Origin of the sequence: Neorhizobium sp. LMR1-1-1.1, assembly GCF_040675795.1 — a bacterium.
In the GTDB taxonomy this organism is placed as follows: Bacteria; Pseudomonadota; Alphaproteobacteria; order Rhizobiales; family Rhizobiaceae; genus Neorhizobium; species Neorhizobium cellulosilyticum.
Genome location: NZ_JBEGHE010000001.1, coordinates 1,170,391 through 1,193,228, shown reverse-complemented (window position 1 = coordinate 1,193,228; position 22,838 = coordinate 1,170,391). Strand labels below are relative to the sequence as shown.

Sequence of the window (22,838 nt, the reverse complement as noted above, 5' to 3'; positions counted from 1 at the left end):
CGCTGACTGCGCAAACTTGGTCATCTCTGCCTCTTTGGTGCTGGAACCTTGACTGCCGCGCCCTTGGCGACAGCATCGGCGGCGCATTCGCGCGTGACGGAATAGCGGCCGTCCTTGAACGGACCGCCGTCAGGCCGGTATGCAGTAGAAACCGCCGGCGTGGCATGCCAGACGTGGCGGCGTGTGAAGCGGACCCACATCAGCAGATCTCCGGAAGCGACCCCCAAACGCGGTAGGGCGCAAGAAGCGCGCGCACTGCACGAGGCAAAACGGCGTCGCCTGTCAGCTTCGGATCCGCCTCACGAACCTCGTATAGGTCGCCAGCAACGAGAAGGATGGCGGCAATAATCGGCTTCGTGACCTTAATGACGGTCGGGTCGTAACCATCCTCGCCTTCGGCGGGCAGCGTTGTGTCAGCTGCGACGACGATGCGGTCGAGATACTCAATGACGATGCCTTCAGCGGCTGCGCCGTAAAGCTCGATCTCGGCATCTTCATCGGAATGGAGCACGCGCAGGTGCGCTTTCAGGGCGTCGAGATCGATGAGTGCCATTACGCCACCACTGCCGCGGTAGCTGCGCTCGTCACGACAAGGCTTCCGGTCAGGCTAGCAGCCCTCGTCTTCACGACGATGGTCTTGCCGATGTCCTGCGTGCGCGGCACGAAGGTCAATCCGAACGCGCCAGGCACTTCTACACCACCGACTACCCACTGACGATCGACCGAAGGAGCTGGCGTCCCGGTGAACGTACCTGCGCTCACAGTAAGCGTCGAGCCGACTTTTGCAGTGCCTGTGATGGCTGGCGCGACGGTGTTAGCCGGCGCTACCGGACTGGCCACGGCACCGAGATAGCTGGCAAAGCGCCGCTTATTCGTCGTCGGATTCGCCATTGGGTTTGTCTTTCTTCTTCGCGGTCTTGTTGACGCGCTCGGTCGAGATCGGCTCAGGTGCAGCGACCGGTTCGGGCGCGTCCACCGTCTTGGCATCATCGTCGAAAGACACGAGGCCGAGAGCCTTGAGGGCGTTCGCCTCGCCGCGCTCGACCTTAAAAGGTTCGCTTTCGGCAGTCCTAAGACCCGAGCCATTGTCGAACGTCTTGAGCGGCTTCACTTCGATGTAGTCGGTCATTTCGCCTCCTAGCGAATGAGGGGCGCCCTGAGACGCCCCAGATCAATTAGGCAGCAGCGACTGCACCGGTGACGAAGGCTTCGGGACGATACACGGCCAGAGCCAGGCGCTCTTCGGCGCGGATCGTGAACATGTTCTTCTCGAAGTCATCGACGTTCTCGCTCGACAGAAGGACTTCGATGTCCATGCGGTCGAAGATCTGAGCGGCGTAGGAGAAGGCACCCGTCAGGAACTGGCCGGAAGCCATGGCCTGCGTCGACACGACGGGCAGGTTCCAAAGGGTCGGCGTGAGCGAGCCCTGCGGATTGCCGATGATGTAGTTATTGCCTGCATCCTTAGTCAGCTCGATCTTCGCCCAGTCGATCGGGTTCAGAACGAATGCCGTAGCCGGATACTCGGCGAGAACAACCTGGAGAACAGCGAGGCGCAGTCGGTCGATGCCAGTGGAAGCAGTCGGCGTAAACGCCGGAGCGAATGCGGTCGCCTGCGGCACAAGGCCAGCAATGTTCTGGCCGGTGCCAGAGCCGTTCAGCAGCTGGTTTTCTTCGACGAAGCGCAGACCATAGCGAGCGCGGCCGTCGATGTAGCTGCGGAGAGCCGGAGCGTCATCCAGGATCTGGCGCGATGCCTTGAACAGGTGCGCGATCGTACGAACAGGCGCAGAAGCCATATCGAACGTCAGATCCGAATACGGCTTGGCAGTCGTTTCAGCGACCGGAGCGGCGTTGTTCGTGTAGCCGGTTTCCTTGACGTACTCGACGTTGTTCGACGCGGTCTGGCCCGGCAGGATCAGGTCGCGGATCGTCATCTGGCGCTCAGGAAGGCCAAAGATGCCGGGGACGCGAGCGCCTGGAACAAGCGAGGTGCCAGGCGAACGGCCAGTGCCGACGGTCGTGTTGGCCGTGGTAATGGCGGCGCGGTCGGCGGAGACCTTAATTGAGGCGCGGCTGGAGCCGGTCAGATTGCCTGCCTTGTAGGCTTCGGAATCGATGACCAGCTGGCCGAGCGACTTCTGTTCGTCCTCGCCCTGCTCCTTCTCACGAGCGGCGCGCTTCTCCAGATCGCCGAGGCGATTGGTGACGTCGCCAAGCTCGGAGAGTGCCTTGTCGGTCTTTTCCTTGAGTTCGGCCGAGACTTCGCCGTTGGCGGCAAGCTTCGAGGTGAAGTCGGAGGCGAGATTGCCAACCTGCTCCTTGATGGAGGCCAGCGAAGTGCCGAGCTCGCCGATCTTGTCGGCAAGTTGATTATCAGCCATAAAAGGCTCCTTTATCGAATAAGTGGAGTTTTTGCTTCGGCTAGAAGCCGGTCTAGGGCTGCCAAAGCAGCAGCATCCGCATCGATGTCAGGAGCCCCCTGACCGTCCTTGAGGTAGAGCCGAGCGGCCCGCTCTGCCTCAGAGCCCGTCAAACCCATCAGTCCCCTGATGCCGTTCTCGAACTCGCGTTTCGTGATTGGTTCGCCAGCGGCCATCTTGGCGGCAAGCGTTGTGGCGGATTCGGCGCGCGCAGCGTTTGCCGACTTTATCCGACGGATCGACGGCGGCTGGGTATCAGCGCCGAAGCGCTCCAGCGTCTCGTCGAGCGTGGCAATCCTGTCGACCATGCCTCGATCGAGCAGCGCCTCGGCGTAAAACACCCTGCCCTGACCGTATCCGTCTTCGACCTTACCGACGGTGGTGCCGCGACCTTCCGCAACAGCAGCAACGAAGCGATTGTAGGATCGATTCACGCCGTCCTGCACATGCGCGAGCGTTTCCTTGCTCAGCGGCTCGGTCTCATTGCCTTCGACCTTGTGCTTGCCGGCAGAAATGTAGGTTCGCTTGATGCCACGCTGCTCAAGGGCAGCCGAAACGTCATCGTGAGCGGTGTAGACGCCGATTGAACCAGCGCGACCGGACGGCGTGACAACGATTTCGTCGGCCGAAGACGCGACCCAGTAGGCCGCGCTCGCTGCGAGGCTGTTGACCTGCGCGATGATCGGCTTTTCGCCGCCGCGGAGCTTCCGAATCTCGGTCGCGAGCTCATCGGTGCCCGGCACCGTGCCACCGGGGCTATCGACATCAAGCACAACGGCCTTAACGTCGTCATTCGCGAGAGCGGAATGAAGCGCCCTCTTGATGCCGGCGTACGAAGTGCCGCCGCTCATCGCTGAAACCAGGTCCATTTTCTGCGCCAAGACGCCGTAAACCGGGATAATCGCGACTTTGCCGTTGGTTTCAGCGATTTCCTTGGCTCGCGCCTCATCAATGGAAGCTGCGAGCTCGGTAGATATGAATTTATCGCCTTCGGCACGAGCGACGAGAATATCGGCCAGAACACCGAGTTTTTCGCGCTGTATCGCCCAAGGCTCGGCCAAAAAGGCCGATATAAGGTGTTCGAACTTCATGATTTGTCCTTACGCAGCGCGCGCTGCAGGCGTTGTAGGCTGCGCAACTGGCTCTTCGCCGAGCTTGTCGAGCGGCGTCATGGTGCCGTTGACGATCGAACGGTTGCCGCCGGGCGTTGGAGCCTTGTCTTCGTACCCGCGAGCCTCGTCGACGTGGTAGATGCCGGCCTGAACCATCTTCGAAAGGAACTCAGCACGCGCCTGGCTGTCGCCGCGCAGGAGTTCTTCCATGTTGAATTTGACCTTGACCGTCTTGCGGGTGGTCGCGTCCAGCAAATCTCGGTAGATGGCCGCCTCGATGCGTTTCAGCATCGGCCGCATGCATGTCTTGGTAAACTGCAAAATCAGCTGCTCAATGCCGCTGCCCCAGGTCGTCGTGCCGTTGGCGGCATGGCCGATCATCACCGGCGGAACGCCAAAGATGCGGCATATCTGCTCGACGCTGTACTGTCGAGCCTCGAGGAACTGCGCGTCCTTTGGGTTGATCGACATCGGATAGGGCTTAAAGCCCGCCTCCAGCACCGTCACGCCGCCGGCTTTCTCTGCGCCGGCAAACTGCGTCAGCGTGTCCGCGATCTGCTTTCGCTGCTCAGGCTTGAGTACCTGGTCGGAGCTGACAATAAGAGACGACAGAAGTCCGTTCTTAAACATCCGACCGGCGACTTTCTCGCCAGACAGAGCGTTTCCTACCGTGTTCCGGACAACACCGATCGGTGACATGCCTCGATCACAGCCAGGTAGACGCGCTCCACGAACGTGGAACATCTTGCCTTCAGGGATGCGGCGCTTCTTACCGTCCTCAGTCACCTCGTAATAGCGGGTGTTGCGGCCGTCGCGGCAAACCTCGACGCTCAGAGGATGAAGCGGGTTCAGCGCCACCAAGCGATCGCCGTTCATCTTCTTCTCAGCGAAGAAGTTGCCGTCCATCATGAGGCACAGCGCCGCCATCGACCAGAATTCCGGCGCGGTGTCGTCGATGTTGGGCATGTCATGCAGGATTTCGTAGAGAGGCGAGTTCTTGTCGATGGTCACGCCATCACCGCCGTATACGATGCACGGCAGGGTGCCGGCCGCGTTCTGGACTAAATTAACGCAAGCCCAAACGGCGTCCAGCGAAAGCGCGCTCTCGATCGTGACTTTCTCGCCTGAAGTCGTGCCCAGGCCGAAGAAACCGCGCCAAAACTCGCCGTCAGTCAGCTTGATAGGCGTACCGCGCCATCTCTCGAAGAGGCCCATGGCAATCCTTTACGGGTCACCATGTGACCGAAATCATGTTGTTTACGAAGTCGTCGAGGTTGCCTTCATCGCCACCCTCGTAGGTGCCGGCCATCGCCGTCGCCATCGTCAGCGCCACAGCACCGTCGATACGTCCCCTGGACTTTTGCTTGTCGAGCTTGCGGTTGCCGCTCGGATCCTGCTTCACCGTCGCGTTCATCACGCACATAGTGAGGACCGGATGGCCGCCGTGGGCGAGCTTTCTGTTGAGCACGATGCTCTCGAGCTCACGGATGGCAGGCGACATTGACGCGAAGCCCTGCCCGAACTGCTTGAAGATGGCCTCGTCACCCTCAAGCTGCTCCTCGGTAAAACCGACCTTGAGCAACCAAGGCTTGAGATGGCGCCAGTTCCAGCGGTCGAACGCAATCTTCCGGATGTCGAGCTGCTGATGGAGCTCGAAGAGGTAGTGCGCGACGAACTCGTAGTCGACTGTCGGTCCGGGTGTCGTCTCCAGGAACCGCTGACCGTCGTCATTCGGCTTGTTCCAGATGTCGTAAGGCACACGGTCGGCCTTGGCCTTTTCGCGCAGAGCCTCTCCCGGCAACCAGAACGTCGGCTTGACGTGCCACACCGTGCCCATGTCCGTCTCCTTTGGCGCCATGAGCACCAGGGACGTTAAGTCTGACACTTCTGACAGGTCGAGACCGCCGAACACCGGTAGGCCAGCGAAATCTTCGACAGCAGCGTCGCAAGCGCGCCATACGGTCGGCGGGAACAGTGGAGCCGATGCATCAATGCGTTGATTCAGGAACAGCCAGCGAAAGCTGGCTTCCTTCGTCGGCATGCGCATGGCCAGCTGCGAGAAGTCTTCGACGTCCTTGACTGAACGGAAGACGCCTAGCGCTGGATTGGCTGCGGCCCACCCTGTTCGGTCGTTAAGTTCAGACTCTACCGGCGCAGTGTAGATATGCGAGACAATCCGCGGATCCTTCGACGTCTCGGCGTCGTCGATCCATCGGCTGAAAAGGTCGTTGTCCGTGGCGGCCTGCGTCGAGATGGCGAACAGCATTGCCCGGCCTTCGTAGGCGCCCTGCGAAGTCTCGATCGCTTCGACGAAGTCATCCGTCGGGCCTTTGATCTGGCCGACTTCATCAAGGATGGCCAGGATCGGCGAGCCGCCGTGCGCGCTCTTGGCCTCTGCCGAACTAGCCTGATACTCGACGTTCTTGGCGAGGCCGACAATCATCTTCGCCGACGGCACGATGCGCGCGAGCTTGGACAGCTCTGGCGACATCATGATCATTTTCGCACTGTAATTGAAGACTTCGGCAGCCTGTTTGCGGGAGCGAGCGCCAGAGACTATGCGGCCGTTCTGGTATGCCTCCGGCCCGACGATATGCGCCAGCAGAAGGCAAGCAATCAGGCCCGTCTTGCCGTTCTTACGGGCGATCGAAAGGTAGGCGCGAGACGTTCCGACTGGGTTGTCATAAACCGCCAGAATGAACTTCTTCTGGAAGTCCAGCAGCTTTACCGGCTTGCCGAGCAACATCCCTTCGGGGACGAGGCAGTAGCGTTCCACGAACGCAATCACGCGCTCGCCGCGGGTCATCGGCTTTTTCGCCATTCACTGTCAGCCCGGTCGCGCCAGCAAATCATCCTCTAGTGGATTGTCTCCCTCGATATCTTTCGCAGCCTCGCGCCTCTTGGCGGCATCCCTCGCCTCGCCCTGAATGGCGCGCGCGTGGAGGGCAAGCGATCGACGGAATGACAGGATTGAACCGGCGTGCATCTGCACGATTGATTTGCGTGGGTTAGCCACAGGCGTGCCTTTGTCGCTGTAGGCAACGCCGCCCTCATCACGAAGGAGCGATTGCTCGCGCACGAGGTCAGCCATTGTTCTGGCGAGCATGGCAGCGAGCTCTAGCTGATGGTCGGTCCATTCAGACCGAGCGAACTCGGCAACAACGTTTCGAAAGAATGGTTCGTCAGCTTCGTCGAGAGGCACGTTCGCAGGCGGCTGGATCTCTGTGGTGGCTTTCGCCATGACGCGCACGGCTTCGGCCGCGCTATCGATGCGCGCCTTCCTCTTGGCCATGTCGTGGATCCTCGTCAGGCCTCGCGCGCTTGCGCACGCGGGAGGCAAAAAACTGTATTAGCGCTATCGTTGTTGGACACCGCCGGTAGGGCGGCCGGACGGGCCAGACTTTGACCCACCCCCTACCCACCTCGTTGGCGTGGCATCCGCGGCGGGTCGATCACCCTATCTCGATCGGATACCCGTCGACCCCGATGATGGCGATCTTCTTGCCTCGCTCCATCATTTGCTTGGCGCTATCGTGATGATGCTTGCACAATGACTGAAGGTTGTTTGGATCGCGGAACAGATCAATGTCGCCCTTGTGAGGCTCGATGTGGTCGACTACCTCGGCAGCCGTGATCTCTTCTGTAATCAGACAGAACTCGCAGAGCGGCTGTATCGCTAGCTGATGCTCGCGCAAGCGCTTCCATGCTGCTGTGTCGTAGAGGTGCTTCCAAGGGTGTTTGGTTGCGGGGGCTGGACTTGAACCAGCGACCTCTTGGTTATGAGCCAAGCGAGCTACCATGCTGCTCTACCCCGCAGAATTGGTCTAAGTGGCAGGGTTCGAACCTGCGACCCCGTGAGCCCAAGTCACGTGCGCTACCAGTCTGCGCTACACTTAGATGGTGCCGGCAGCAGGTATCGAACCCACGACATCCTCGTTACAAAGGAGGCGCTCTACCAACTGAGCTATGCCGGCATTGGCTGGAATGGTTGAGGGCGTGCCAAGCGCTACCTTGACTGGGGACCGGCTTGCTCCTCTTGCGAGGCTGTCGATCGGGGCTTTCGCCTGCCTGCTACGCCTGCTTCTTCGTGCCGACGCCCTCGCGCTTCACTACGCCATGAAGCAAGAAAACAAAAGCGGCAGGGAGCGCAGCGCCTGTAGCGTCGCCATGCTCTACCTGCCGCAGGACTGCCCGTCGCCGAGAGGAGGCGGCGCCAGGCAATGGGGATAAGTGCCAGCGGGTGGGCTTGCTCATGCCTAGGCATGGCCGGGCATCGAACCCGTTACACCATTCCAGATGCCGTAATTTGTGCTGGTCAGAAAGTTACGCCCGGCTCATCGCTGGCCGAGCGTCCGTCGCAACATCGGTGCGCCCGGATAGATGTGGGGCACCTAGCGGCAACCCCTTCACCTATACAGGTGGCAACTTCGCAGAAAGTCAGGCCGATTTGGCGTACCGAGCTAATTCCAGCGCTTCTGCGAAATTATCGTTGGCAGCTATGAGAAGACGCCTGCCCGCTTCGATCGCATACTGGCCTTTGAAGCCGCGAGCCTGACCGAGCTCCTTCAGGTTCCTCGCCTTGCTGGCCTGCGTCAAAACGTCGAAGTGATCGTCAGCCATGTATCCTACCGCCTCATGCCAGGACCTGCGCTGCTCGGTCTCAGACACGACATCTTGCCACGCCATCGATCCACCGCCGGCGCATGTCGTCTTCCGCATGCCAAGGAAGCTATCTGCGACCTTTTGAGATCCGCACGGAAGCCCATCCGGATACCGCGTGATCAGCTTGCTGATATCGCCAGCCTTGGCATAGGCGTCGGCCAGGATCTGCTTTGCTTCCTCGCGACTGATATGCTGCCGAGGCTGGCGCTTCCGTGTCGCCGTGACGTATCGACCTTTCCGGGTCTTGAGCATCTCGGCAAAGTATTCGTTGCTGTCCGTTAGCTCCTGCGGGTTCTCATCGCCGCCACGTTGAGCCCGTTCCTTGTCGACCGTGCCAAGCATAGCGCCGGTGGGCATGCGGTCCTGAAACGTTACGACCTTGCCGTCGATCGTGACCTTCATGGCCTGCTCGGTCTGCGTGCCATCGGAGAAGCGCAAGCGTCCGATGCGAACCGTCTGGCCAGCTTCGTTGCGGTGAACCGGGCCAGCCTTGACCTGCTTCATCATTTCCTCGACCGAGGGCGAGATATCCCAGAGGCGTTCAGTCTTGAGGTCGGCGACGTCTTCCGGATTGTTGTCATTGGCCGGGGTGATGGTCCAGTTCGTCTGGATCGGCTCTGGCTCGTGGTCCGGTGCAATGGCGAAGGTTAGGAGCGCGTCAAGCTGCTCGGCAAGTGATCCGTGTCTGGCCATCAGGCTGCTTCCTCCACCATCTCGTCGATTGCTGCGGCAATCTCCGCCTCAACCCTCGCTGCTATCGATCGAAGTTCATCAGGCACAATACCGTGCTTTCGGTACAAAACACGTTGATCAGTATCCATCGCCTCTATGAGGTCACCCTCCAGTTCGTATCGAATATCCGCTTCTTTCTCCGTGCGGAGAGATGACTTGCGCCGAGAATGCACCGGTTGATTGTCGTTGGCTGCTTGCATACTGATCTCCTCTTTTGTGGTGGTGAACAGCGTGGTGGCTGCGAAAGAGTAAGTAATACCAGGCGCAAAAATTCGCCACTCAGACGCAGAAAAGGCCGCTGGGTGGGCGGCCTTTTGTCGGTGGTCGTAGGGCTTAGGATCTTCTGTCGGTAATCTCGGCCATACATCCTCATAATTAGCTATTGGTTCGCGCACTAACTACGAAACTTTTACAAATTTGTCAAAATCATTGTTGTCATTTTCTGCGATCCATTTGCGGACAAGATCTACGGCCTGCCTCGCCCCATCATCGCCGGTGACGGCGCGGACGACTGCAACGTGGTGGCCTAGACGCGCAAGTGCTGGATGACGCTCCTTCTGGCTGTCGGTGAGCGACGCTCGGCCGACCTTGTTCTCGATGAGTCGTATCTGACCGTTGGCGAGATAGATCCGGACGTCCGGCTCGCCCGGTGTCATCCCCGCGGCAATCGCTTCCTGCTGTGCTCGCGGGCCACGCTTAGCTGCGTTCTGATCTCCGGCCAGGAGAAACTGGGAGCCGTATTCTGGAAGCAGCCGCAGAGCGCGAACCTGAGCCGCCTGGAGCTCCCACTCTTTCGGTAAGGCTGCCTTGGTCGTTACCTTGCCGTTGGCCGACGTGCGAATGATGGTGCGGACGCCTTTGATGCGGACTGTCTGCTGCGTTGGCTTTGCCATGGTGCCTCCTGAGTGGTGTTGGTGAAGTGGATATATGAAATCCGCCTGTGCCCTGCCACTCAGGTTGTATTTCTTCCGCCCGTCTGCACGGTGCACGGTGCCCAATTATATTTGTTGAGAACCGTGCGCGCGGCACACCGCCCTGCACGGTTGCACGGTAATGGGTATATATAAATATATACCCTTATGACCGTGCACTAACCGGGCAGCGTTGTGCAGGTGTCTCCGCCCGGATGTGCACGGATAATGCACGGTTTTTGAAAGCGCATCCGTGCAGTATCAGGGGTTGTAATTGGTGGTTGTGAGGTTGTGTATTAATCGCGAACCGTCACGTCGATCCAACGACCCGAAGCACCGCGGCCGTATATTTCGACGTCGATCCAGACACCACCCTGCACAATCATGCGTGCTGCTTCGTCGGTCATGTTGCCGTTGCGAAGCATATTCTCAAGAGCCTGCCGGTTGACCCCGTCGGCGAAGAACGTGTCTGCCTCGTCATCCCTATCTCTTACGCCGTAGACATAGAAATTCGCGCGGTCCTGTCGAATTATCTGCCAAGGCTTGGTCAGCCGAATACCGGTGGAATTGAATAAATCGTCTTGCCCGATGTAGGCGCGGTAGCTCTCTATCAGCCTATTTGAGTGCTCCACGGTCACGCTTGATTGCGACGACGCAGATGACGCCAATAGAGAAAACGACAAACCAAAAACGACCGAAAAAACGAACCTGCGCATTGCTTGATTGTGCCCCGCTAAGAATACCCTAGTTGGACATTACAAAGCACCGAAACCGAATGCAAAGACGGTCAGTGTGCGTGGTTAAGACACAAAAAAAAGCGGCCCAAAGACCGCTTTCTACCACCAAAATGGTGGCGCTCACTTGACCCACCAAAATGGTGGGTGTATGGATAGTTCACCGAAGCAATCCCGCTTCGGCAACCGACTGGAGGACACCATGAGCTTCAAGCTCACCTTCCAAGTCCGGTTCGGCAAGTGGAGAGTAGCAATCTCCATCGGCCGATAAACTGGGGGCCGGAGGGGCTGCAACCTCTCCGGTTCCCGAAATATAGCAAAGCGTGGGGTAGTTTTCAATGTCGGTCGAGAAGTTGAAAGAACTGCGTGAGGCTACGCATTTAACCCAGGCCGCATTTGCGAAAGCCATGGGCGTGCCTTTGCGCACCTACGAAAACCTGGAAAGCGGCAGGGTAGATGTGCGCAAGGTCCACCTGAACGCCGCAAAGCTCGCCATCATAGAGCTTCTTTCGGATGATGAGATAGGCATCATCAATACGCCTGACGACATCGGCGTGTTGATTGAGCGCGCGTATGGTAACCTTGGCTAAGCCGCCCTGACGAACACCGCCATCTCTCGCCGGATCGGATCTCGCTCCTCGACCTCGACGAGCGCGCCCTCCTTAAACAGCGCCGTGACGACGGTGCCAGCTTTCTTTCTCGCCGCAGCGTCCTCCAGATCTAGCCCCATGGCATAAGCCACAGCCGCACCAACCCAGTTCTTGGCCTTGGCCGACTTCTTGTAGTCAGAGCCGCCTACTGCTGCCAGGATTGCCTGACGCTGCTCTGCGGTTAGCTCGCCTGCCACTTCTTCGGCGCTGGGCCACTGCCACTCCGTGACGACTGGCGCGAAGTCCTGGGGCTTCGTCAGACCGCGCCCGTTCCCCAGAGGCACGCCCTCCAGCTTGCGCCAGTCCAGGCGCGACGACAGGGGCGTGAGGTTCGACTTGCCATACGTCACCGAGAAGTGCCCCATACGATCCTCCGGCTTTACGCCAGCCTCTGCCGCCTGTTCCGGCGACATCCGGTTGAGCACACGCACCGATCGAGCCGCGCCGATAAGCGAGACGGCACCTCGAGCGTCTTCTACTGTCGCCTCGCGATCGGCCACCTTCCGGAGGTGGTGCACGATATCAATGCTGCAGTTCGTGTAATCCGCGATCTGCGCCCATAGCTTCGCCACCTTGTCGATGGCGCCGTTGTCGTTTTCGTTGACGCCGTGCGTCGATACGAACGGGTCGACGATCATCACGTCGATGCCGTAGCGCTCGATCTGCTCCACCACCGCCTCGACGATCGGCTGTTGGATCCGCACGCCGGCCTTCTTGTCCTCGATGGCGACGCAAAGCTCCTGCTCGCGGCCGCTGTCCAGGAACAGATGGCCCTCGATGTCCTCCGGCTTGAGATTATAATGGATGCAGGCCGCCATGATGCGCCGCTCCATTTCATCGCGCGGATCCTCGGCATTGAACACCCAGACCTTGAGACGCTGCGGCGGCTTTGTGCCGAGCAGCGCCCTGCCCGACGTCATGGCAAGCGCTTCGGCAATGCTGCTGGACGTCTTGCCGAGGCCGCCTGGGCTGACGGTGACTGAGACGTACTTGCGGATGAAGTGCGAGCCATAGGCGAATTCACGGCGCGGGATGGTGGCCGGGTCGATCCACTTGAAGGCGGTGGCGGTGATGGGCGAGGAAGGATGGTTGTCGTTGGCAGGCTCGACAGGTTCCGGCTCGTCCTCCACGACCACCTGCTCGCTCACCACCGCCTCTACTCTCGCCTCCAGAGCCCTCGCCTTCTCAAGCCCACGCTGAATCATCCGCGTGATATCTACAAGGCGCGTGTTGTCCTGCGGCTGGAAGTCCGGCTCCGGGATATGGCGCGGCTGCGCAATGCCAGCCTTCAGTCCGTTCTCGATCGTCTTGCAGCACCGGGACCAGTCCCTGCCCCAGCCGCGCGCCACGTCTTGCAGCAAGGCGCGCGCCTCGGCCTCGGGCAGCGCACCGGCGCCGACGAACGTGCCAAGCGCGAACGCCGCGTCATTCAGCGAGTTATTGCGGTTGCCCATCGGTGCACCGGCGAGATCCGCAAGCTCGCGATCTACGGCCGCGTCGACATAGGCGTTGTTGGTCGCGCTCGAAGCTGTGTAGCTGCTGTGCGTCGGCGCCGACTTCGGTAGCAGCAGGTCCAGCAACCACGCCGGCGCGTCGGCGATCTCGCGCACGTCGTCGACCCACTTGTACTGCCGACCGTTCGCCATCGTGCTGCCGGCCGCCACCACGTAGCCGCCTTCAGACCGGATGTCGACGCCAGCGCCAAGAGCGCCGCGGTTGCGGGTGCCCACGACGTACTTGAAATAGATGTGCATCCCGCCGTTCGGGCTGATGACCCTTGCGGTGGGAGGAAGCGGGCCATGCTCGGCCTGCATCTCGTCGAGCCAGATGAAACCATTCGATCCGCCCGGCTTATTGTCGATGTCGAGGGCGAAGAAGCCTGTCGGCGAGCCGGTCGGCAAGCCTACGGCAGCGTCGGGCCAATCCGTCCACCAGCGGTCAAGGATCCGGGCAAAACGCGTCGCTGCCTTGAAACCATTCGTGGTTAGCGGCGTCTTCTCGCCGAGCGTGGTGATTTCGCCGTGTTGGTCGACGTGCTCCTCGGCGTGCGAACGGCACGGAAAGACCGGCCAGCCTTGTTCAGTGTAGTGCTGGGCGAGTTTAAGCGGCGCCAGCGATGTGGTAGGATTAGACATAAACCCTCCTCCGGAGATACAGGCATGCATCAGCAACGGTATGACATGCGCAAGGAAGCTGATGGTTCGTGGACGGTGTTCGACATCGAGACCGGTGATCCGGCAGAGGTGGAGAACGTCCCGCAGAACGGGCTAGAGATGGAGCAGGCCGATGATTTAACCGACCTGCTCAATTATCTTGAGACTAAGCGGCGCAAAGAGATTGCGCAGTGACGTTGTCGTTGGCGACCGCCAGATGCCCGCAGTTGGCCGCGACCAGGGCGCGAGCCACTGGCGGCGACACCGGTTGATGCGCCACCGCCGGCGGCGAAGCTGTCGATGATGAGAGGGCGTGCGGGTTTCGGCGCGAAGTGAAGCGTCATGGTGATCTCCTCAGATTGTGGTGTAGTGGTTCCGAGACGTTGGTGGCGTCTCGGCTAAATTAATCCGGTACTTGATGCATCTTTTTGCTCCTTTGCTTGTTCGAGACGTGAAGGAGAACTCGAATGACAGAAGCAATGAGCAAGAAGCCTGACGTGTCGCCTGTGAAAGACGAAGGACATCAGCGAATCAAAGAGTTCGTGGACACAACGAAAACTCCACAGGAAGAAAGAGATGATCCGCGGCGCGGTGATGCCGGAAAACCGGACGCGACGACAAAATAAGTCAAAACGGCGCATCCCCTTTCCTGACAACTTCCCTCAGCCTGTCGGCGCAACCCTTCCATATCGCGCCGCAGAACATGAGGACTTGCTCTTCGCTCCATTCGGCCAGATCGCTGCCGAACTCGTCAACGAGCGGCCCGGCTGCTTCCATGCCACCCATTCGGGCCTCAAGCTCATACGGATCGAACCGACGGACGCGCTTCAGCTGCTCGACGAGGATGACGCACTCCTGGCAGAGGTAGCGGGGCTCCTTTGCGTCCCCGATGCCAATGCCGATCGCGTGGCGGCCACAGCAATTGCAGACGGCCGGCGTGTCTCCGACGGTGGTGGGTTGAAACGGCATCAGGCCGCCACCTTGAACAGATCGCCCGACTGACCCACGGCCGCAGCCTCGCCCAGGTTCTTCACCGCCTGCCGGAAGTAGTTCGGGTTGAGCTCGGTCCCAATGAACCGTCGCCCCTGCTGCAGCGACACGTAGCCCTCGGAGCCGATGCCCATGAACGGCGAGAAAACGACGTCGTTCGGGTTCGACCACATGCGCAGCGCGCGCTTGGTGATGTTGAGCGGCATGGGGCAAAGGTGCTTCTCGTCCTTGTCGGAGCGGGCGACCTTCACATTGAGGACGTCGGTCTCCGGCAGATCCTGCTTGCCGAAATTCCAGACCGGCGACGCATGGTCCTGCCATTCTTCGACCGGGAATGTCTCCTTGGTGTGGGTGACGGGCGCGACCTCTTCGCCGTCCTTCGCCCACTTGCGGAATACGAGCAGATATTCAGGCATGCCCATGCGGCTGAACGTGCTGTCGGCGCGCAGTGTCTTCCAGAGAAGGCCGTGCGCCTTCGTCTTCTGCATCTCGCGCACCGGGTCGCGCCAGATCGTGATGCGGCTGTGGAAGTCCCAACCTTCCTCTATGTGGAGGCGCGTGCAATCGTCGGAGAAAGGACGAAGTCCGGCTGTTCCGCGGTCGCTGCTGTTCTGGTAGTAGACGAGATCCTTGACGTGGATGGCCGTCAGGCGACCCGGCCGAGTGGCGCGGAATTTCTCACGCACCAGGTAGCGGTATTGCTCGAAGAACTCGTCATCGCTGGCGCAGTTGCCCATGTCGGCGACGCTCTCGGAGTAGATGTAAAGCGACGAGAACGGCGGCGAGTAGACGCTGAAGTCGATGCTGTTGTCAGGAAGTCCAGCGGCAAAAGGCACGCAATCGGCGTTATAGGCTGACCAGTTTTGACCTGAAGCTTGATCCAGAACGTTCATGCGGCTACTCCTCTCATCCATGCAGGCAGCGCGACAGGCTTGGTCGGCTGGTAGTCGATTTTGACTTGGCGGCTTTCGTGTGCGCGGCGCATGGCGGCGTACATCTCGATCTTCATCTGCTCGTGGTCGCCGCTCTTGCGGTTGACGACATCCCAGATGGCGCGCTCGGTGTCGGCGAGTGCTATGTGGACATCGACCGGACGCTTCTGCCCGAACCGGTAGCAGCGGCGGACGGCCTGGTAGTAAGCCTCGTAGCTGAAGGACAGTCCGGCAAACGCCATACGGGCGCAGTGCTGCCAGTTTAGACCGAAGCCTGCGATGCTCGGCTTACTGATCAGGACGCGGACGCTGCCCTCGCTGAAGCCGACAAGGCGGCTTTCTTTTACGTGGTCCGGCATCGAACCTCGAACCTCGACCGCATCGGGAATGAGCGCGGAAAGTGCGTCAGCCTCGTAGTCGGTGTCACACCAGACAATCCACGGTTCTTCGCGCTCCTCATTCACTCGCCCAGCGATGACAGCAGCTCGAGCTCCAGCCGTGAGGCGCTTCTCTTTGTGGATCGCGGTGGCGCTGGTGTCGGGAATCCGGAACAGGAGGTCGCCGGCGTCGATCGAGATGTCTGACTTGACCTCGTGCCGATGAATGTTCAGCGGCGGCAGCTCGAATCCGTCATCCGAATAGCCGAGATCCGACGGCTTGGAGATGCAGCGAGCCCAGCTGGCAACCCAGTTCCAGAACGGCTTGACCGCATGCCCCTTGAGGCGATAGCGGCCCATGTTGGTCTGGTCTGCAATAAACCACCGTGTCAGCATCTCGTTGCTGTTCATCACGCCGAGGAACTGCGAGTGCTGGCCGAGCTCCATGTGGTCGTTGGGCGCCGGGGTTGCGGTGCAAGCCAAGCGGAACGGCGTCGACTTCCACATCGCAATCATCTTGCGCGTCGTCTGGCCGGTGAAGTTCTTGATGATGCTGGATTCGTCGAGAACAACACCCGCGAACGCAGATGGATCAAAAGCGTCGATCTTGGCGTAGTTGGTCACATTGATTCCGGGACCGACCTCGCTCTGATCGCGAACCACCCGCGCATCTTCGTAGCCAAACTTCTTGGCTTCTCGGACATGCTGCGGAGCTACGGCGAGCGGTGCCAACATAAGAACTGGCTTGCTCTCGTTTTCAGCGACGACGCGAGCCCATTCCAGCGAAACGAAGCTCTTGCCGAGGCCGGTGTCCAGAAATGCCGCTCCACCGCCGACGCCGAGCAAGAAACTCGTGATGTCGCGCTGATACGGGAACATGTCTCCATGCAGTGACGGGATTTGCGATAGCCCGCGTACGGGCGCGTCGACGCTCTTGCGCGCCAACAGCTCGGCGTAGCTCATATAGTCTCCTCTTGTGGTGCTTTGCGCGGTGGTGGCGCGCTGGTCCTGACGTCGCGATTAAAAGTCAGTAGGTCGAGACTGCTCGCCTAGAAGGCGGAAAATCCCCAGTCGCCGGCAGATCCGTAAGAATCTGCACTTTCTTCGCTCTGCATCATGCCGACACAGACAGCCAGCGAGCGAACCTTTGGGCAGATCGACACACCGGTTAAATTCCGCTCAACCCACAGAATGTACCGAGGATTTGAGCGGGCCACGTAGTCGCCTGTCTTGCCTTTGTACCTTCCAAACCAGAACTCCCCGTCAAGGGTGATCTGGCGCTCCTTCTTCTTTTTCTCGGCCGCCACCATGGCGATGATGCGGGCGGCTTGAACGGCTGCGCTGCCGTGGGCGATCATGACGGTTTTGGTCATGGCGTCACCGGATCGCACATGAGCGCGTAGCTCTGCCCGCTCCACTGATGCTCTGCAAGGAAGCCGCCGATGCCGTCCTTGTGCTCGGTTGCGATGGCCACCAGTTCGGCAAGCCACGTAATCGGAATATCTCTGTCGTGGACGATGACACAGGAATGTCCGACGCGCAGAGTTGCCGTGCCGCACTCGTAGTTAGGACTTACGATTTCGAAGAAAGACCCGCCGCGTGCGCCTTCGCCGCCAAACCGGTTATTGCAGACATGCCTAGCCATCATCGAGCCACCCGATCTTCAACAATCGTGAATCCCTCGATCGAGCGCACACCACCGCGCACCTGTTCCTCCGCGAGAGACAGCGCCATAGCCATGAAGTCGCCCGGCGCATGCGTGAACGCCCAATCCAAGGCCTTCTCTTCATCCGCGATATTCACGTTCCAGACCGAGCGAAGGCCGGTTCCGGTCGTCGCGGCCTTATCCGCCAGGCGCGCGCCCCGCTCCAGCTTCTTCGCATCGGCCAGCAACTCCTCGGCATATTCGCGTGCACCGAGATTGCCTGACGACGAGCGGATCGCGGCCTCTGCGGCCTCTTTTGCTGCTGCAGCCTCTGCGGCCTGTTTGGCGGCCTCCGATGCCTTTTCGTCCGCTACCTTCTTGCGCCATGGCGCCAGCAGCGCGCCGAGCGTCGACTTGGCAAGATCGACCTTGCCTTTCTTCGGCTGGATGTACTTGTTGTAGCGGTCCTGTATCTCTTTGACCTTCTCGTCGAGCGGCTTCTTCTCCTCGACGCGTAGCGCATCGGCACGCTTTCCGGCCTCGTGCAGGCCGTCGTAGAGCTTCTCGATCGCGTCGTGCATCTCCTGGCTAGAGATTGCTTCGCCGTCGGCCCAATTCTTGGCCTCGTCATAGAGGTCGTCGATCTCGGTGAAGATGGCGATATAAGCAGGCTGGTTGTGCGTCTTCGGGACGCCCGCAATGTCAGTGGGATCGAAATCAGGCGCAGCTGCGGATCTCGGCATGGTGGCTCCTCTTGTGGTGTGGTCTTCTGCCAAGCGCTGGTGAGGCGCTCAGTCCTTGTACGGGTCGAACTCATTGGCGCCGGCCATGATGACGCCGCGCGGCTTGAGCACATGCTCGATCGAGATCGTGCCTGCATGTGCCGCCAGAACATCTGGCAGTCGGCGGTAGGCCTGCGGTGCCTCGTCGAGATCGCTGCCAAGGACGGTCACTCCCTTATCGCGGATCCACTGCTGCCACTCGTCGTGGCGGACCTTGCCGGGTTGGCGGATTTTCTTGCCGTCAATCTTCACGAACTTGCCGCGAGCCTCGGTGCGAGACATGACGCGACCGGCGCCGTGGACGGTGGAGTACAGGCTGGCCTTGCTGTCCGCACTCTCGATGCCGCGCAGGATGACGGCATCATCGCCCATCGATCCGCCGACGAAGCCGTACTGCCCCGGAAACGCTGGCGTCGCGCCCTTGCGAACGACCCACATGGCGACGCCGTCGTGCTTTTCGTGCCAAGCGAAGTTGTGGTGGTTGTGGACCGAGAAAGTCACCTCGCCGCCAATGATTTTACGTACGCGCTCAACCACCCACTCGCGACCGGCGTAGGCGTAGAGGCCGCCTAGTTCGATGCCGGCAAGATATCCACGGCCCATGTCGTGGTCGGCCGGAAGCAGTGCCGGTGGCACTTCCATACCGTCCTTCGCTCCAGCCATGGCGAGGTACTTCGTTGTGATCTTGTGACCCAGACCGCGCGAACCGAAATGCACACCTATCCAAGTGGCCTCGTCGCCGTCCTCAAAGATATCGACGTAGTGATTGCCGGAGCCAACCGTACCCAGCTGCGCCTGTGCCATCGCTTTAAGGTCTGTCACATCAGCAGCGCGCCAGAGGTCGTCTCGGTCGAACAGCTCGTGCTCGACGCGCTCTTCGTTCTTCCGACCGACCCCGAACGATACGACGCGCGAAATGTCCTGCAGGATCTCCCCGATGCGTGGCGCGATCTCGGCGTAAGGTGTATCGAGCCGGACGGCCATGTTGCCGCAGGCAATATCAAAACCCACCCCGCTAATGCTGATGTGGTCGGTATAACCGACTACCCCGCCGATTGGGTGCGCATAGCCAAGGTGGCCGTCGGCGCAGAGAACTCCAGCAGCGGCGCTGCCGGTGCTCATGCAGGTTTCCATCTGTCTGATGGTCTTGTCGTCGTGCTGACCGTAAATCTTGAAGGTCATTAGGTCTCCTCTGCCGTGGTGTTTGGTAGCATCCACCATATGCATTTTTACAAATTTGTCAAGTTCAGAACGGAATATCATCCCAGTCTGGCTCCTGCATGTACGCCGGACGATTATCATTCGCCGGCTGCTCCCCGTTGTCGTTGGCGGCCACATAATCTCCGACGACATGCCCGACGACATCCCAATATTTATCGCGAGGCTTGACGGTGATTTCGACCGTTTCCTTTAGCTCCGACTGGCGCTCAAGCCAATCGAGCACTGCGCGCGGGAACGGCCTTTGCCCGCCATGAGCCATCCAGAATCGGTCAGCCTTCGACTTTGCAAATCCGGAATGCTCCGGGCATAGCCACTCATTGATGGCCGTCATGCCCGACATATACGTGACCTTGACCGACGGTGGCTTGTCGCCCTTCCCTTCATGGAAGCGGAAGGTGCGGCTCGTGACCGTCCTGCTCTCTGGCTCCGCCATGGTCATGATCGGAACGTCGGCGGCGTTAGCCGAAATCTTGGGACTGTCGTCGATGTCGAACTCGAAGCCGCAGCAGGTGCAGATCCGGGCAGAGGCATGCAGCTTCTCACCGCATCCTGGCGCGCCGTGCTTATCGAAACCGTCCTGCGGGCAGATCTTCATCGGCGCCTCGCCGTCGCCGCTGCCAGGCTCCTTCGGCTCGACCATATCGACCGGACCATGCTTGTCGACGAGGCCGGCAAAGTCCAGCACAAGGCAGGACGGCTTCGGCCCGGCGGCGATAGCGGCGCGGCGCTCCTCGGGCGTCTCAAGCGACATACCTGGAGCATAAAGCACGCGGGTGCCGCGGCCCATCATTTGCAAGTACAGCGAAGCTGACAGCGTCGGCCTAAGTGCCGCGATGAGATCCACGCCCTTGTGATTGAATCCTGTCGTCAGAACGGAGTTGTTCGTGAGTGCGCGGATCCGGTAAGCCTTGAAGTCTTCGATTATCCGGCGGCGCTCTTCCTTCGGGGTGTCACCGGTGATGGTCTCGCAGCTGATGCCGCGCGACCGGATCTCATCGCGGACGTGCTCGGCGTGTTCGACTCCGGAGCAGAAGCAAAGCCAGGAGCGCTTGTCGGAGCCCTTCGCCACGATCTCGTCGACCGCGGCGCGCGTCACGTCCATTTGGTCGACAGCGGCCTGCAGCGCCGACTGTTTGAAGTCCCCGCCCAGCTTGCCAACGCCTTTGGTATTGAGTTCCATCGCTGTGTGCTTTGACGACAGCGGCGCGAGATAGCCGTCCCGCACACCGTCGGCGATGCCGTAGGTATATACGACGCGATCGAACATGCGATCGTCGCCTTGGTCGAGGCGGCCGCTGTCGAGACGGAATGGCGTTGCTGTCAGGCCGACAATCTTCAGGTCCGGATTCACTTCGCGCATGACGCGGAAGAACTGGCCATACTGCGTGTCGCTGTTCTTTGGGATCAGGTGGCACTCATCGACCAGCACCACGTCGATAGGCCGGTCGAATAGCCTCTCTCCGTCAACGATGCGGGCGCCACAAATCAAATCTGCTTTGTTCCAAACGGTCTGGATACCGGCGAAAATAATCTGACTGCGCGCATCGCGACGGTTAAGGCCGGCCGAAAAGATGCCGGCCGGCGCGTTCTTCCAGACGCCGATGAGCTCGAGGAAGTTCTGCTCGATGAGCTCCGCTACATGGGTCACGACCATGATGCGCATATCGGGCCAGCCTTCAACCAGCTGCTTAATGACCGTGGCCATCACCATCGACTTGCCCGTGCCGGTGGCAAGGTCGATCAAAGGATTGCCGGCCTCCTCGCCCCAGTAATCGAACAGCGCCGCAACGGCGTCCTCCTGATAATACCGCAGACCCATCACGCGGCCTCGCGCAGTTCGATGAGACGCAACCGCTCGCGCTCGCAAAGCTGACGGATCCGCTCGCGGCCGACGCCGTAAGTCTGGCCGATCTCTTCCAGCGTGTCGCCCATGGCCAGACGCGCAAGAGCTTCGCCGTCGCGGCCTGACAAGGCACGGATGGTTTCGAATGCCTCGATCTGCCTTTCCTGCGGCGCACTCATCGCCATACGATTGGCGTAGCGGCCGTCGGCATCGTCGACAGTCTGGATTGCCCGGCGCGCGGCCTTACGCCGTTCTTGCGCACAGGCTCGCATGGTAAGCGATAGCCAGTTCCAGAACCCGCCATCTTCGCGGAAAGATCCCCAGCGGTGCAGCGCGGTCATCATGGTGTCGGATACGAGGTCTGTGCCCTCCTCGCCGCGAAATCCAAGGCGGGATGCGAGAGAACGCAGGCCGGGCATGTAGGAGACCAGGCGATCGTCAAAAGCCTTCGGTCTGCCCGGCTTGGTGGGCTTTATGTTTTTGGTCATGGCAGTCTCCTCTGTGGTGTAGTCAGGCCGCGGCGGTGGTGGCGCCGTCAGTCCAAGTCTCGCCACTGGCGAGGCGGTAGGTGATGGTCTCGGCGTCCTCGTCGACGTCGATCTGCTCGCCCGGCACCATGGCCGGAATCGTCAGATGCGTCGGGCATGCCTCTTTCTGCTCATCGAATGAGATCGGCTTGGCCCAGCGGGCGCAGGACCAGTGCCCGTCGCCGCCCATCTCTGGCGTCGAGTGAATGCAGGATCGGCAGGTGACGCGCGGCCAGGCTTGCTGTTTGCATACCGGCTTGTGCTTGCAGAACAGGCATTCAAACCATTCCGGATCCTCGCTGATGCGCGAGGGCGGCTCCGGCGAGTTGATGATGCGCTCAAGGCGAGCCAGAAGTCGCAAGCAGAACTCGGCATCGTATTCGATGCGCTCGGCGTAGAGCGTGTCGTCGTCCTTACAGCTTACCAGGTAGAGCGCCCGGGTCAGACCAAAGGCGTGCATTCCCAGCTGAACCTGGCCGTAGTGGAGTGGCTTTTCCTTCTCGCAGCCTTCCTTAACAATCAGCTTCATGCCCTTGGCATTGCTCGATTTAAATTCAAGCAGGTGCTCTGTCTTCGGCGCCTCGACGACACCCATTGCCTTGCCGTCGCACTTGCCGCGAACATGGTTGCCGACGAGGCGAATGCGGTCCTGCTGACCGTAGACATCAACGCCGATGCGTTCGAGGTCGGCGACGAGGCGGTCCTCTTCGATGTTGCCCGTTTCGAACAGCCGCAGCTGCCGGCCGTGATGTTTTTCCAGCGGGCTAGCCCAACGGAAGGCGTACCAAAGCTGTCGATCGCAAGGCGCGTTCGCTTCGCCGACCGAGATGCCGAGGCTGTCCCAGGAGTTGGCCGCCGCTTCGTAGGCAGCGTAGATGGCGCGGACAGTGCTGGCTTCAGGTTTGGGGAGTGGGGCCAAGCGGCATCTCCTTCGTAAACAGGCATCGCGCTGGGCGCTCTGGATCCTGCCGGAATGATAGACACCAAGGCTGTCCATGCCGGGTTGTCCACTCGTCGGGATGACCGCCGCATTGCGCGAGGGTTAGGATCGAGCAGCAACCATCGACGTGGTGGCCGAACTCATCTTCCCAGTCTTCGCCACGTTCCTCCAGGCAATGGCCGCACCAGTCGTGCTCGAAGTCAT

At 60.3% G+C, this 22,838-nt stretch carries 28 protein-coding genes and 3 tRNA genes; 3 read left to right on the top strand and 28 right to left on the bottom strand.

Features of this window, described 5'->3' with window-relative positions:
* Positions 1 to 20: 20 nt before the first annotated feature.
* The 17 genes from MRBLMR1_RS05670 to MRBLMR1_RS05590 all read right to left on the bottom strand — a co-directional run bounded on the left by MRBLMR1_RS05670 (position 21) and on the right by MRBLMR1_RS05590 (position 10,556).
* Positions 21 to 200: a hypothetical protein gene (locus MRBLMR1_RS05670; protein WP_500063949.1), complete on the bottom strand. Its 180-nt coding sequence runs from the start codon at positions 198 to 200 to the stop codon at positions 21 to 23.
* Entirely contained in the window at positions 200 to 553 is a 354-nt protein-coding gene (locus MRBLMR1_RS05665; protein ID WP_500063917.1) for a head-tail connector protein, read from the bottom strand. The genes MRBLMR1_RS05670 and MRBLMR1_RS05665 overlap by 1 nt, the downstream gene beginning before the upstream one ends.
* Positions 553 to 762: a hypothetical protein gene (locus MRBLMR1_RS05660; protein ID WP_500063898.1), complete on the bottom strand. Its 210-nt coding sequence runs from the start codon at positions 760 to 762 to the stop codon at positions 553 to 555. The genes MRBLMR1_RS05665 and MRBLMR1_RS05660 overlap by 1 nt, the downstream gene beginning before the upstream one ends.
* A gap of 106 nt (positions 763 to 868) precedes the next feature.
* Positions 869 to 1,129, bottom strand: coding sequence for a hypothetical protein (locus MRBLMR1_RS05655; RefSeq protein WP_500063896.1), 261 nt, complete (start codon positions 1,127 to 1,129; stop codon positions 869 to 871).
* A gap of 46 nt (positions 1,130 to 1,175) precedes the next feature.
* Complete coding sequence (locus MRBLMR1_RS05650) at positions 1,176 to 2,384, bottom strand: phage major capsid protein (RefSeq protein ID WP_500063894.1); 1,209 nt, start codon at positions 2,382 to 2,384, stop codon at positions 1,176 to 1,178.
* Positions 2,385 to 2,395: 11 nt separating this feature from the next.
* Positions 2,396 to 3,514, bottom strand: a complete 1,119-nt coding sequence (locus tag MRBLMR1_RS05645; protein WP_500063892.1) for a S49 family peptidase — start codon at positions 3,512 to 3,514, stop codon at positions 2,396 to 2,398.
* A 9-nt stretch (positions 3,515 to 3,523) separates the two neighbouring features.
* Positions 3,524 to 4,750 carry a phage portal protein gene (locus tag MRBLMR1_RS05640; protein WP_500063890.1) on the bottom strand — a complete coding sequence of 409 codons (1,227 nt, stop codon included), beginning with the start codon at positions 4,748 to 4,750 and terminating at the stop codon, positions 3,524 to 3,526.
* A 16-nt stretch (positions 4,751 to 4,766) separates the two neighbouring features.
* Complete coding sequence (locus MRBLMR1_RS05635) at positions 4,767 to 6,356, bottom strand: terminase large subunit (protein WP_500063888.1); 1,590 nt, start codon at positions 6,354 to 6,356, stop codon at positions 4,767 to 4,769.
* Positions 6,357 to 6,362: 6 nt separating this feature from the next.
* On the bottom strand, positions 6,363 to 6,827 hold the full coding sequence (locus MRBLMR1_RS05630) for a phage terminase small subunit, hendrixvirinae-type (protein ID WP_500063886.1): 465 nt from the start codon (positions 6,825 to 6,827) through the stop codon (positions 6,363 to 6,365).
* A gap of 160 nt (positions 6,828 to 6,987) precedes the next feature.
* Positions 6,988 to 7,230 (bottom strand): HNH endonuclease, encoded by a 243-nt coding sequence (locus MRBLMR1_RS05625; RefSeq protein ID WP_500063885.1) that lies wholly within the window; start codon positions 7,228 to 7,230, stop codon positions 6,988 to 6,990.
* Positions 7,231 to 7,274: 44 nt separating this feature from the next.
* Positions 7,275 to 7,351: transfer RNA gene (locus MRBLMR1_RS05620), tRNA-Met, on the bottom strand.
* 4 nt (positions 7,352 to 7,355) lie between these two features.
* Positions 7,356 to 7,432 (bottom strand) — tRNA-Pro (locus tag MRBLMR1_RS05615).
* Position 7,433: 1 nt separating this feature from the next.
* Positions 7,434 to 7,509 (bottom strand) — tRNA-Thr (locus tag MRBLMR1_RS05610).
* 463 nt (positions 7,510 to 7,972) lie between these two features.
* Positions 7,973 to 8,890: a hypothetical protein gene (locus MRBLMR1_RS05605; RefSeq protein WP_500063883.1), complete on the bottom strand. Its 918-nt coding sequence runs from the start codon at positions 8,888 to 8,890 to the stop codon at positions 7,973 to 7,975.
* A complete protein-coding gene (locus tag MRBLMR1_RS05600; RefSeq protein WP_500063881.1) occupies positions 8,890 to 9,129 on the bottom strand; it encodes a hypothetical protein in 240 nt (79 codons plus the stop codon). The genes MRBLMR1_RS05605 and MRBLMR1_RS05600 overlap by 1 nt, the downstream gene beginning before the upstream one ends.
* A gap of 198 nt (positions 9,130 to 9,327) precedes the next feature.
* Positions 9,328 to 9,822 carry a VRR-NUC domain-containing protein gene (locus MRBLMR1_RS05595; RefSeq protein WP_500063880.1) on the bottom strand — a complete coding sequence of 165 codons (495 nt, stop codon included), beginning with the start codon at positions 9,820 to 9,822 and terminating at the stop codon, positions 9,328 to 9,330.
* A 314-nt stretch (positions 9,823 to 10,136) separates the two neighbouring features.
* A complete protein-coding gene (locus tag MRBLMR1_RS05590; protein ID WP_500063878.1) occupies positions 10,137 to 10,556 on the bottom strand; it encodes a hypothetical protein in 420 nt (139 codons plus the stop codon).
* Between the two features lie 356 nt (positions 10,557 to 10,912).
* Here MRBLMR1_RS05590 and MRBLMR1_RS05585 point away from each other — a divergent pair, with 356 nt between their 5' ends.
* A complete protein-coding gene (locus MRBLMR1_RS05585) occupies positions 10,913 to 11,164 on the top strand; it encodes a helix-turn-helix domain-containing protein (RefSeq protein ID WP_500063876.1) in 252 nt (83 codons plus the stop codon).
* Here MRBLMR1_RS05585 and MRBLMR1_RS05580 read toward each other — a convergent pair.
* Entirely contained in the window at positions 11,161 to 13,359 is a 2,199-nt protein-coding gene (locus MRBLMR1_RS05580; protein WP_500063874.1) for a bifunctional DNA primase/polymerase, read from the bottom strand. The genes MRBLMR1_RS05585 and MRBLMR1_RS05580 overlap by 4 nt on opposite strands.
* Before the next feature lie 24 nt (positions 13,360 to 13,383).
* Between MRBLMR1_RS05580 and MRBLMR1_RS05575 the strand changes: the two genes are divergently transcribed.
* Positions 13,384 to 13,572 (top strand): hypothetical protein, encoded by a 189-nt coding sequence (locus MRBLMR1_RS05575; RefSeq protein ID WP_148170167.1) that lies wholly within the window; start codon positions 13,384 to 13,386, stop codon positions 13,570 to 13,572.
* 272 nt (positions 13,573 to 13,844) lie between these two features.
* Positions 13,845 to 14,003 carry a hypothetical protein gene (locus tag MRBLMR1_RS05570; protein ID WP_183685921.1) on the top strand — a complete coding sequence of 53 codons (159 nt, stop codon included), beginning with the start codon at positions 13,845 to 13,847 and terminating at the stop codon, positions 14,001 to 14,003.
* A gap of 1 nt (position 14,004) precedes the next feature.
* Here MRBLMR1_RS05570 and MRBLMR1_RS05565 read toward each other — a convergent pair whose 3' ends face one another.
* From MRBLMR1_RS05565 to MRBLMR1_RS05520, 10 genes are all read right to left on the bottom strand, one after another.
* Positions 14,005 to 14,346 (bottom strand): DUF6511 domain-containing protein, encoded by a 342-nt coding sequence (locus MRBLMR1_RS05565; protein WP_500063872.1) that lies wholly within the window; start codon positions 14,344 to 14,346, stop codon positions 14,005 to 14,007.
* A complete protein-coding gene (locus MRBLMR1_RS05560; protein ID WP_500063870.1) occupies positions 14,346 to 15,260 on the bottom strand; it encodes a DNA-methyltransferase in 915 nt (304 codons plus the stop codon). Before MRBLMR1_RS05560 ends, MRBLMR1_RS05565 begins: the two co-directional genes overlap by 1 nt.
* Positions 15,257 to 16,639 (bottom strand): helicase-related protein, encoded by a 1,383-nt coding sequence (locus MRBLMR1_RS05555; protein ID WP_500063868.1) that lies wholly within the window; start codon positions 16,637 to 16,639, stop codon positions 15,257 to 15,259. Before MRBLMR1_RS05555 ends, MRBLMR1_RS05560 begins: the two co-directional genes overlap by 4 nt.
* Positions 16,640 to 16,725: 86 nt before the next feature.
* Positions 16,726 to 17,049, bottom strand: a complete 324-nt coding sequence (locus tag MRBLMR1_RS05550) for a hypothetical protein (protein WP_500063866.1) — start codon at positions 17,047 to 17,049, stop codon at positions 16,726 to 16,728.
* A complete protein-coding gene (locus MRBLMR1_RS05545) occupies positions 17,046 to 17,321 on the bottom strand; it encodes a hypothetical protein (RefSeq protein ID WP_500063865.1) in 276 nt (91 codons plus the stop codon). Before MRBLMR1_RS05545 ends, MRBLMR1_RS05550 begins: the two co-directional genes overlap by 4 nt.
* The gene (locus MRBLMR1_RS05540) at positions 17,321 to 18,064 is read right to left on the bottom strand and encodes a hypothetical protein (RefSeq protein ID WP_500063863.1); all 744 of its coding nucleotides are present in this window, start codon (positions 18,062 to 18,064) and stop codon (positions 17,321 to 17,323) included. The genes MRBLMR1_RS05545 and MRBLMR1_RS05540 overlap by 1 nt, the downstream gene beginning before the upstream one ends.
* 48 nt (positions 18,065 to 18,112) lie before the next feature.
* On the bottom strand, positions 18,113 to 19,285 hold the full coding sequence (locus tag MRBLMR1_RS05535) for an RtcB family protein (protein ID WP_500063861.1): 1,173 nt from the start codon (positions 19,283 to 19,285) through the stop codon (positions 18,113 to 18,115).
* A 64-nt stretch (positions 19,286 to 19,349) separates the two neighbouring features.
* Positions 19,350 to 21,143, bottom strand: coding sequence for a DEAD/DEAH box helicase (locus MRBLMR1_RS05530; protein WP_500063859.1), 1,794 nt, complete (start codon positions 21,141 to 21,143; stop codon positions 19,350 to 19,352).
* On the bottom strand, positions 21,143 to 21,655 hold the full coding sequence (locus tag MRBLMR1_RS05525) for a sigma-70 family RNA polymerase sigma factor (protein WP_500063857.1): 513 nt from the start codon (positions 21,653 to 21,655) through the stop codon (positions 21,143 to 21,145). Before MRBLMR1_RS05525 ends, MRBLMR1_RS05530 begins: the two co-directional genes overlap by 1 nt.
* 22 nt (positions 21,656 to 21,677) lie before the next feature.
* A complete protein-coding gene (locus MRBLMR1_RS05520; protein ID WP_500063855.1) occupies positions 21,678 to 22,613 on the bottom strand; it encodes an oxidoreductase in 936 nt (311 codons plus the stop codon).
* Positions 22,614 to 22,838 lie beyond the last annotated feature (225 nt).

Coding starts and splice junctions, on each gene's coding strand:
- MRBLMR1_RS05670 (WP_500063949.1), bottom strand. CDS start 200: ATGTGGGTCCGCTTCACACGCCGCCACGTCTGGCATGCCACGCCGGCG.
- MRBLMR1_RS05665 (WP_500063917.1), bottom strand. CDS start 553: ATGGCACTCATCGATCTCGACGCCCTGAAAGCGCACCTGCGCGTGCTC.
- MRBLMR1_RS05655 (WP_500063896.1), bottom strand. CDS start 1,129: ATGACCGACTACATCGAAGTGAAGCCGCTCAAGACGTTCGACAATGGC.
- MRBLMR1_RS05650 (WP_500063894.1), bottom strand. CDS start 2,384: ATGGCTGATAATCAACTTGCCGACAAGATCGGCGAGCTCGGCACTTCG.
- MRBLMR1_RS05645 (WP_500063892.1), bottom strand. CDS start 3,514: ATGAAGTTCGAACACCTTATATCGGCCTTTTTGGCCGAGCCTTGGGCG.
- MRBLMR1_RS05640 (WP_500063890.1), bottom strand. CDS start 4,750: ATGGGCCTCTTCGAGAGATGGCGCGGTACGCCTATCAAGCTGACTGAC.
- MRBLMR1_RS05635 (WP_500063888.1), bottom strand. CDS start 6,356: ATGGCGAAAAAGCCGATGACCCGCGGCGAGCGCGTGATTGCGTTCGTG.
- MRBLMR1_RS05630 (WP_500063886.1), bottom strand. CDS start 6,827: ATGGCCAAGAGGAAGGCGCGCATCGATAGCGCGGCCGAAGCCGTGCGC.
- MRBLMR1_RS05605 (WP_500063883.1), bottom strand. CDS start 8,890: ATGGCCAGACACGGATCACTTGCCGAGCAGCTTGACGCGCTCCTAACC.
- MRBLMR1_RS05600 (WP_500063881.1), bottom strand. CDS start 9,129: ATGCAAGCAGCCAACGACAATCAACCGGTGCATTCTCGGCGCAAGTCA.
- MRBLMR1_RS05595 (WP_500063880.1), bottom strand. CDS start 9,822: ATGGCAAAGCCAACGCAGCAGACAGTCCGCATCAAAGGCGTCCGCACC.
- MRBLMR1_RS05590 (WP_500063878.1), bottom strand. CDS start 10,556: ATGCGCAGGTTCGTTTTTTCGGTCGTTTTTGGTTTGTCGTTTTCTCTA.
- MRBLMR1_RS05585 (WP_500063876.1), top strand. CDS start 10,913: ATGTCGGTCGAGAAGTTGAAAGAACTGCGTGAGGCTACGCATTTAACC.
- MRBLMR1_RS05580 (WP_500063874.1), bottom strand. CDS start 13,359: ATGTCTAATCCTACCACATCGCTGGCGCCGCTTAAACTCGCCCAGCAC.
- MRBLMR1_RS05575 (WP_148170167.1), top strand. CDS start 13,384: ATGCATCAGCAACGGTATGACATGCGCAAGGAAGCTGATGGTTCGTGG.
- MRBLMR1_RS05570 (WP_183685921.1), top strand. CDS start 13,845: ATGACAGAAGCAATGAGCAAGAAGCCTGACGTGTCGCCTGTGAAAGAC.
- MRBLMR1_RS05565 (WP_500063872.1), bottom strand. CDS start 14,346: ATGCCGTTTCAACCCACCACCGTCGGAGACACGCCGGCCGTCTGCAAT.
- MRBLMR1_RS05560 (WP_500063870.1), bottom strand. CDS start 15,260: ATGAACGTTCTGGATCAAGCTTCAGGTCAAAACTGGTCAGCCTATAAC.
- MRBLMR1_RS05555 (WP_500063868.1), bottom strand. CDS start 16,639: ATGAGCTACGCCGAGCTGTTGGCGCGCAAGAGCGTCGACGCGCCCGTA.
- MRBLMR1_RS05550 (WP_500063866.1), bottom strand. CDS start 17,049: ATGACCAAAACCGTCATGATCGCCCACGGCAGCGCAGCCGTTCAAGCC.
- MRBLMR1_RS05545 (WP_500063865.1), bottom strand. CDS start 17,321: ATGGCTAGGCATGTCTGCAATAACCGGTTTGGCGGCGAAGGCGCACGC.
- MRBLMR1_RS05540 (WP_500063863.1), bottom strand. CDS start 18,064: ATGCCGAGATCCGCAGCTGCGCCTGATTTCGATCCCACTGACATTGCG.
- MRBLMR1_RS05535 (WP_500063861.1), bottom strand. CDS start 19,285: ATGACCTTCAAGATTTACGGTCAGCACGACGACAAGACCATCAGACAG.
- MRBLMR1_RS05530 (WP_500063859.1), bottom strand. CDS start 21,143: ATGGGTCTGCGGTATTATCAGGAGGACGCCGTTGCGGCGCTGTTCGAT.
- MRBLMR1_RS05525 (WP_500063857.1), bottom strand. CDS start 21,655: ATGACCAAAAACATAAAGCCCACCAAGCCGGGCAGACCGAAGGCTTTT.